This window comes from Brevundimonas sp. (assembly GCF_013823285.1).
Lineage (GTDB): Bacteria > Pseudomonadota > Alphaproteobacteria > Caulobacterales > Caulobacteraceae > Brevundimonas.
On record NZ_PNLV01000110.1, the window covers coordinates 1 to 7,500 of the forward strand.

Annotated in this window: 8 protein-coding genes; 7 read left to right on the forward strand and 1 reads right to left on the reverse strand. The window is 69.0% G+C overall.

The features are described from left to right. Window positions 1–203: 203 nt before the first annotated feature. Entirely contained in the window at window positions 204–1,295 is a 1,092-nt protein-coding gene (locus C0461_RS12295; protein ID WP_292107367.1) for a hypothetical protein, read from the forward strand. Window positions 1,296–1,340: 45 nt separating this feature from the next. Beyond that, window positions 1,341–2,789: an AMP nucleosidase gene (locus C0461_RS12300; protein WP_292107368.1), complete on the forward strand. Its 1,449-nt coding sequence runs from the start codon at window positions 1,341–1,343 to the stop codon at window positions 2,787–2,789. A gap of 344 nt (window positions 2,790–3,133) precedes the next feature. On the opposite strand, the gene C0461_RS12305 is transcribed toward C0461_RS12300, so the two are convergent. Further along, entirely contained in the window at window positions 3,134–3,880 is a 747-nt protein-coding gene (locus C0461_RS12305; protein ID WP_292107371.1) for a class I SAM-dependent methyltransferase, read from the reverse strand. Between the two features lie 98 nt (window positions 3,881–3,978). Between C0461_RS12305 and C0461_RS12310 the strand changes: the two genes are divergently transcribed. The 5 genes from C0461_RS12310 to C0461_RS12330 are packed head-to-tail and all read left to right on the forward strand — an operon-like array spanning window position 3,979 to window position 7,429. Beyond that, window positions 3,979–4,605 (forward strand): hypothetical protein, encoded by a 627-nt coding sequence (locus C0461_RS12310; RefSeq protein ID WP_292107373.1) that lies wholly within the window; start codon window positions 3,979–3,981, stop codon window positions 4,603–4,605. Window positions 4,606–4,608: 3 nt separating this feature from the next. Beyond that, a complete protein-coding gene (locus C0461_RS12315; protein WP_292107374.1) occupies window positions 4,609–4,911 on the forward strand; it encodes a transcriptional regulator in 303 nt (100 codons plus the stop codon). A gap of 18 nt (window positions 4,912–4,929) precedes the next feature. Beyond that, the gene (locus C0461_RS12320; protein ID WP_292107377.1) at window positions 4,930–5,712 is read left to right on the forward strand and encodes a tyrosine-protein phosphatase; all 783 of its coding nucleotides are present in this window, start codon (window positions 4,930–4,932) and stop codon (window positions 5,710–5,712) included. Between the two features lie 3 nt (window positions 5,713–5,715). Beyond that, window positions 5,716–7,071 (forward strand): anthranilate synthase component I family protein, encoded by a 1,356-nt coding sequence (locus tag C0461_RS12325; RefSeq protein WP_292107380.1) that lies wholly within the window; start codon window positions 5,716–5,718, stop codon window positions 7,069–7,071. Between the two features lie 31 nt (window positions 7,072–7,102). Further along, window positions 7,103–7,429: a DUF6491 family protein gene (locus tag C0461_RS12330; RefSeq protein WP_292107382.1), complete on the forward strand. Its 327-nt coding sequence runs from the start codon at window positions 7,103–7,105 to the stop codon at window positions 7,427–7,429. Window positions 7,430–7,500: the final 71 nt, after the last annotated feature.

The following is a 7,500-nucleotide window of genomic DNA, read 5'->3' on the forward strand; positions in this document are numbered from 1 at the left end:
GCTGGGCGCGCCCTCGACGCTGCGCCTCTATGAGGGTCTGAACCACGCCGATCTGATCGCGACCTTCTCCCCCCTGTTCCGGCGCAAGGCGCCGGTGCTGGACGACATGGCGACTTTCCTGGGCAGGGCGCTGGCCTGATCGTCAGCTTGCGTCAGCGGCCATTTCGACGCGGAATGGCCAGGATGGGATCAGGAGGCCGGGCATGAGGGCATGGAGTGCGGGTGCATCGGGGATTGCGGCGGCGGTTGCACTGCTGCTGGCGAGCGGCGGTGCGGCCGCCCAGCCGGCGTCCCCGGAGGTGACCAACGCCCTGGAGGCGGCCCGGACCGCCAGTCCGGTTCCCCTGTCGCTGGATCGGGAGCAGGCCGAATGGCGCGAGTACGGCGACCAGACCCCCGAGGGGACGACGGCCCGGATAGATGAGCTGACCGAGCGGGCCGCGCGCGACCGCGCCGGCTGGGCCCTGCGGACAACGCCCGCCTTACTGGCTGATGGCTGTGTGCCCATAGCCCTGAGCGACTGCCACACCGTGTCGGGGGGCTATGTGGCCCGGCGCGACGGCCCGACCCTGTACTGGCAGCTCCAGCGCGGCGTCACCGAGACCCAGGGCATCGGGGGCGGTTTCGTACTGCTGGAGCTCGAGGCGGACGGAACAACCCTGCGGCCCGTCGCCTGGGACTATGCCGGATACATTTACGGCCAGCCCGAATGGGCCGGGGATGAGGGCGAGGGCGGCGTCGTGCACGTGGCGGTTCCCGGCGTGCACGGCGGCACGGGCGCGCACAACGCCGACGTGGTTTTCCGCCTCACGGATGACGCGGACAGGCCCTTGCGTCAGATCGATAATTTCAGCTGGCGCGACGATCTGGACGCCCGGCTGCCCCGGGGGCTGGAGGTGTGGAAGGGCGTCAATTTCGCCTACGAAGCCCTGATGGCCGAAACATCGCTCTGGCGCAGCAACGACGCCAACTGCTGCCCCACCGGCGGCGAGGCCTTTCTGGATTTCGAGATTCGGGACGACCGCCTGGCGCTGACCGGGTTGCAGGCGAACGACGCCCTCACGGCGATGGCGGAGCGGGTGCCGGCTGATGTCTTCGCCTGGGCCCAGCGGCGCATGACCTGCGACCACTGGGCGGGTGAGGAAGGCTATGACGCCGAGCGCGCGGCCCGGATCGATGCGGCGTTGTCCCAGGCCCGGTGTGACGCCGTGGAGGCGGACGGACAGGCCTTGCGCCGCGCCCACGCCGACGACGAGGCGGTTCTCGACATTCTGGCCCGCGCCGGGGCGATGTAGCCCGCCACGTCTCGCCATCGTCACGCTTGCCCGCTAGACTGGGCCATGACCGAGACCCTGACCATCGAGGCGGTGCTGGACCGCCTGCAAGACCTTTACTCTGACTCCGTGGGCGCCCTGCGCGAGGCCGTAAAGCGCTTCCTCGACACCGGCGCCCTGCCCGATCCCGACACGCGCGCGGAGGGCCTTTTCGCCTATCCCGAGCTGAGGGTCAGCTGGCGCGGCGAGCGGCCCGGCGATCTGGAGCCCCGCGCCTTCGCCCGCCTGTCGCGGCCCGGCGACTATGCCGCCACCATCACCCGCCCGGACCTGTTCCGCTCCTACATCCGCGAGCAGCTGGAGCTGCTTGAAGCCGACTACGGCGCGACCTTCGCGGTGGCCGCTTCACGTCAGGAGATCCCTTTCCCCTATGTGATGGACGGCTCGGGCGTGACGCTGGACCGCACCATGACCTCGGCCATCGCCCGCTACTTCCCCACCACCGAGCTGGCCCATATCGGCGACGAGATCGCCGACGGCCTGTTCGATCCGGCCGCGGGCGCCTTTCCCCTGTCGCACTTCGACGGGCTGCGGACCGACTTCTCCCTGGCGCGGCTGAAGCACTACACCGGCGCCCCGGTGGACGACATTCAGTCCTTCATCCTGTTCACCAATTACCATCGCTATGTGGACGAGTTCGTGCGCTGGGCCTGTGCACAGCTGGCCGACCCGGACAGCCCCTACGAAACCCTGTCCTGCGCCGGGGGGGTGGTGGTGACCCGGGATGATCCGGACGCCGACGCGGCCCTGTCGGACGGCGCATGGCGCCGCCACCAGATGCCGGCCTGGCACCTGACCGCACCCGGCTGGCGCGGCGTGACCCTGGTCAACATCGGGGTGGGCCCATCCAACGCCAAGACCATCACCGACCACCTGGCTGTGACCCGGCCCCACGCCTGGCTGATGATCGGCCACTGCGGCGGCCTGCGCGCCAGCCAGTCCATCGGCGACTATGTGCTGGCCCACGCCTATCTTCGTGACGACCATGTGCTGGACGCGGTGCTGCCGCCCGACATCCCCATCCCCTCCATCGCCGAGGTCCAGCGCGCCCTGTACGACGCCACCAAGTCCGTCTCGGGCATGCCGGGCGAACAGGTGAAGCGTCGCCTGCGCACCGGCACGGTGGTCACCACCGACGATCGCAATTGGGAGTTGCGCTATTCCCGCTCGGCCCTGCGTTTCAACCAGAGCCGGGCCGTGGCCATCGACATGGAGAGCGCCACCATCGCCGCCCAGGGCTACCGTTTCCGCGTGCCGTACGGGACCCTGCTGTGCGTGTCCGACAAGCCCCTTCACGGCGAGATCAAGCTGCCGGGACAGGCCAACCGGTTCTATGAGGGCTCCATCTCCGAGCACCTCCAGATCGGCATCGAGGCGGTAGCCCTGCTGCGTCAGGAAGGCCTCGGCCTGCACTCCCGCAAGCTCCGCGCCTTCGACGAGCCGCCTTTCAGGTAAAGAGCCCTGGCGCTCGCCGCGCGGCGGCTCGCTGCTTGAGGGCATTATGCGCCTCCTACTCCTGGCGGACCCTCGCGGCTGGGCGGGTTGGGTCCTGCCGTGCGCCGGGCAGGGCCTCGCTGTTCGAGGGCTCAACATTGAATTTGCGCCCAGGGCTTTCCCCCGGCCTATGATGGGGCTTGCGAGCAGGGAGGGCCATTTCGGACAATTCAGACTATTCGCACCCTGTTTTTTTGAGTCCGGAGTCCGAAATTCCGGCCCCGCGCTCAAGCAGCGAGCCGCCGCGCGGCGAGCGATAGCGCGTCAAGGATGCGCTCAAGCAGGGAGCGTCCGCGACGCGAGCGTTAGCGCCCAAACAAATAGAGCCCGAAGCCGAAGACGCGGAAACCTTCGGTCTCGAACATCGCCTTCTGGATGTCGGCGCGGGCGACCAGGCGCGGAGCTTCCGGCGCCTCGGGGTGGGCGGCGGCCCAGGCGCGGACCGCGGCATCCATGGTGTCGATGTAGGCGCGCCATTCCTCATCGGTGCTGTGCCGGACATGGACGACGTGCCATCCGGCCTGTTCGGCCGCCGCCCGCCAACCGGCGTCGGTCTGGTAGCTGTTGGTCATCTCGATGATCTGGCGCAGGGGCGCACTGGGCTCGGCCTTCCAGAACGGTTCGCCCCACACCAGATAGCCGCCGGGGGCGACGGCGGCCCTCAGCCGGGCGAAAACGGCGACGGGGTCACGCAGGCCCGGGGCCGCCGCATCGGTGGCGCCCAGCACCGTGATCAGGTCCGGCAGGGGCGGATGGTCCAGAACCTCGCTGGAGTCCCGGACCAGCAGTTCGACCGCCGCCGCCTGTTCCGCAGCGGCGATGCGACGGGCGGCCAGGGCGGCCATGAGGGGATCGCGTTCCACCGCCCGGACCTTCAGGCCGAAGTCGCGCGCCAGGCCGATGGCGACAGTGGCGTTGCCGGCGCCCAGATCCAGCGCCAGCGCGCCGGGTTTCAGCCCCGCCGCAGCGACGGCCTCGCCCACCGCGTCCCAGGACACGGCGTTGCAGACCTCCAGCGCCTCATAGGCGATATGGTTGAAGTTCACGGCCATGAGGCGGGCTTGCACCGGGTACCGGAGAGACACCACGAGAAAGCACTTTACATCTTAAAGCAACTTGATAAGGTCAGCCCATCCAAGGGAGAGGCTCCATGACCGACGACCACAGCAAATCCATCCACGACGATATCGCCTATATGCGCGGCCTGGCCGACGAAGGGCGTCACGCCCCTCTGCTCAGCGGCCCTGTGATGGTGGCGGCGGGGGTGATCTTCGGCCTGGCCAGCCTGGGTCAGTGGGCCATCGTGACCGACCTGCTGGTCGTCGATCCCATGGCCCAGCTGTGGCTGTGGCTCGGAGCCGGCGGCGCCTTCGCCATCGCCCTGACCCTTCTGATCCGGCGCCAGCAGACGAAGCCCGGCTTCTATTCCCCCGGCAACAAGGCCGTGGGCGCCGCGTGGACGGCGGTGGGCTTCGGCATCTTCGCCATGTGGGTGGCCTTCATGGCCGTGGGTTTCAGCTCCGGCGACTGGACGCTCATGCGCGCCATGCCCATCGTGGTGTTCGCCGCCTACGGCTCGGCCTGGATGGTCGCGGGCGCCATGTCCGGCGCCGGCTGGATGAAGGGTGTGGCTCTGCTCGCCTATGGCGGCGCGGTGCTGCTGGGCGTGTTCGCGGACAGTACGTGGGGGTATCTGGTGTTCGCGGGCCTGATGGTCTTCGTTGCCCTTCTCCCCGGCCTGGCCCTGATGCGCCAGGAACCCTCGGACGTGGTCTGAACCATGGCCGACGATTTCCAGATCGCTGATATCGACGAGGTCATTCACGGGCGGGTGCGTCTGGGGATCATGGCCTATCTCTCCGGCGCGGACATGGCCGACTTCAACGAACTGAAGACTCGCCTGCAGGTCACCGACGGCAATCTGTCGGTTCATCTCAGGAAGCTGGAGGACGCCGGGTTCGTGGAGGTGATCAAGAGCTTTCAGGGCCGTCGCCCCCTCACCCGCGCGCGCCTGACCGATCCGGGCCGCAAGGCGTTCGTGGACTATCTGGACGCCATGTCCCGGCTGGTGGAGCAGCGATAGGGCGCCTATAGACAGGGCATGACCTCCTCCCGCCTTCACCGCTTCGACGCCGTCGAGAATTTCCGCGACTACGGCGACTACGCCACCGCCGCGGGGCGGCGGGTCCGAGGCGGGGTCCTGTTCCGGTCGGGCCACCATGCCCGGGCGTCCGAGGCGGACGTGGCCCGGCTGGAGGCCCTGGGCGTCGCAACGGTGGTGGACCTGCGGCGGGCTTCGGAGCGCCGGGCCCAGCCTTCCAGGCGGCCGTCCGGGTTTTCGGGCCAGGTGATCGAATGGGAGCAGGTCGATGACGGCGAGGCCCCGCACATCACCTTTCTGAAGACCTCGCCCCTGACCGAGGAAGGCGGCCGGGCCTTCATGACGCAGACCTACCGCCGCCTGCCGTTCGAGGACGCCCACCTGGACCTGTTCCGCCGCTATTTTAACACCCTCGGCGACAGCGAGGGGCCGGTGCTCATCCACTGCGCCGCAGGCAAGGACCGCACCGGTCTGCTGGCCGCCCTGACCCATCATCTGCTCGGCGTCGAGCACGACGAGATGATGGAGGACTATCTGCTGACCAACCACGCCGTGGATCTGGAGGGTCGCGCCCCGGGAGTGGCGAAACAGCTGGAGACCTGGACGGGGCGACCCGCCTCCCACGCCGCCGTCGTCGCCTTTCTGGGCGTGGAGCCCGGCTACCTGGACGCGGCGATCAAGTCCATGGTTGGGGCCCACGGCTCCATCGAAAGTTATCTTCAGCAAGCCCTGGGCGTGGATACGGCCCTGCGCGACCGCATCGGCGAACGGCTGTCGGCCTGAACCATGGCGGGTCTGTCGCTGACCCTGATCGAACGGGAGTGGGCTGACCCGCTGCATGTGGCGGCGGGGCTGGACGGCATGGAGGGTCGCCTGATCCTGCTGTCGGACGGCGGGCCCGACGCGCGTTGGTCCTATGTGACGGCTGAGCCCGTGAGGCTGGAGCGATTCCCGAACGGCGCGCCGGATCCCTTCGCCCGCATTGGGGGCCTGCTCGGCGATCGGGCGGCGCTGTCGCCGGATGCGCCGCCCTTCACTGGCGGGGTCGTGGGCCTGGCGAGCTATGATCTGGCCGCTCCGAAGGCGGCGCTCGGCGGAGATGATCAGGATTGGCCCGGCCTGACCCTGGCCCGCCATGAGACGGTTCTGGCCTTCGATCATCACCGGAAGCGGGTGGTCGCCGTTGGACGCGGCGAGGACAGGGCCCGCTCAGCGGCGGCAGCGGATCGAGCTTCGGACTGGCTGGCCCTCGCACAGGCGCCGCAGACGACCGTCGCCCCCCTGGCCGAAGCCTTCACGCCTGACCGGCCGGCGCAGGACTACCGCGACGCCGTGGCCGATGTGGTCCGGCGCATCGGGGCGGGCGAGATCTTTCAGGCCAACATCGCCCGCGCCTGGTCCGGCCTGCTCATCCCGGACCAGACTCCCTTCGACCTGTTCGTGCGTCTGGCCGGCGCCAGCCCCGCGCCCTACGCCGCCTTCTGGGATCTGGGCCATCACGTCCTGGCGTCCAACTCGCCCGAATCCTTCCTGAGCCTGAGAGAAGGCAGCCTCACGGCCCGTCCCATCAAGGGAACCCGGCCGCGCGGAGCGAGCCCGGGCGAGGACGCCGCCCTTAAGGCAGAACTGCTCGCCAGCGCCAAGGATCGGGCGGAAAACCTGATGATCGTGGACCTGATGCGCAACGATCTGTCGCGCGTGTGCGCGCCCGGCAGCGTCACGGTCCCGGAGCTGTTCAGCCTGGAGACATTCGCCAACGTCCATCATCTGGTCTCGACAGTGCAGGGGCGCCCCGCACCCGGCGCCGGCCCCGCCCAGGTGATGGCGGCCGCCTTCCCGCCCGGCTCCATCACCGGAGCGCCCAAGCATCAGGCGATGCAGGTCATCGCGGGCCACGAGGCGGCGCGCGGGCCATGGTGCGGCAGCCTGTTCCTGGCCGGGTTTGATGGGTCGCTGGAGGCCTCGGTCCTGATCCGGACGGTGGCGCTGCGCCGCGCAACCGACGGCTGGCGCTTCCGCACGCTCGCGGGAGCGGGGATCGTGGCGGACAGCGACCCTGACGCCGAACTGGCCGAGACGGACGCCAAAATCAGCAGCATACGCCGCGCCCTCATGGACCATCCCGCGCCTCGACCGCTATGATACATGCGGGGGCCTGATCAGGAGTTCGAACATGCGCACCATCACCCTGTCCATCGCGCTGGCCACGGCGGCTCTCGCCGGATGCGCGCCTATGCCGCCGTCTGCGACGGGCCCCGACGGGCAGGTGGAGCCGGCCCGGTGTTTCTTTGTCGACCAGGTCCGCAATTTCAGCGCCGCTGACGACGGCAAGATTGTCGTCCACGCCACGCGTCGTTCAGCCTTCGAACTGGAGGCCATCGGCTATTGCCGCGACATCGACTGGGCCAATCAGGTGGCCATCCAGCCCCACGCCGGCGAATCCAGACTTTGCGTGAACGACCTGGCTGATCTGGTGGTCCGCCCTCGGCGGAGACGCTGACCGCTGCCGCATTCGCGTGACCCGCAGCCTGACCGAAGCCGAGATCGAAGCGCTCTGATCCTGATAAGGAA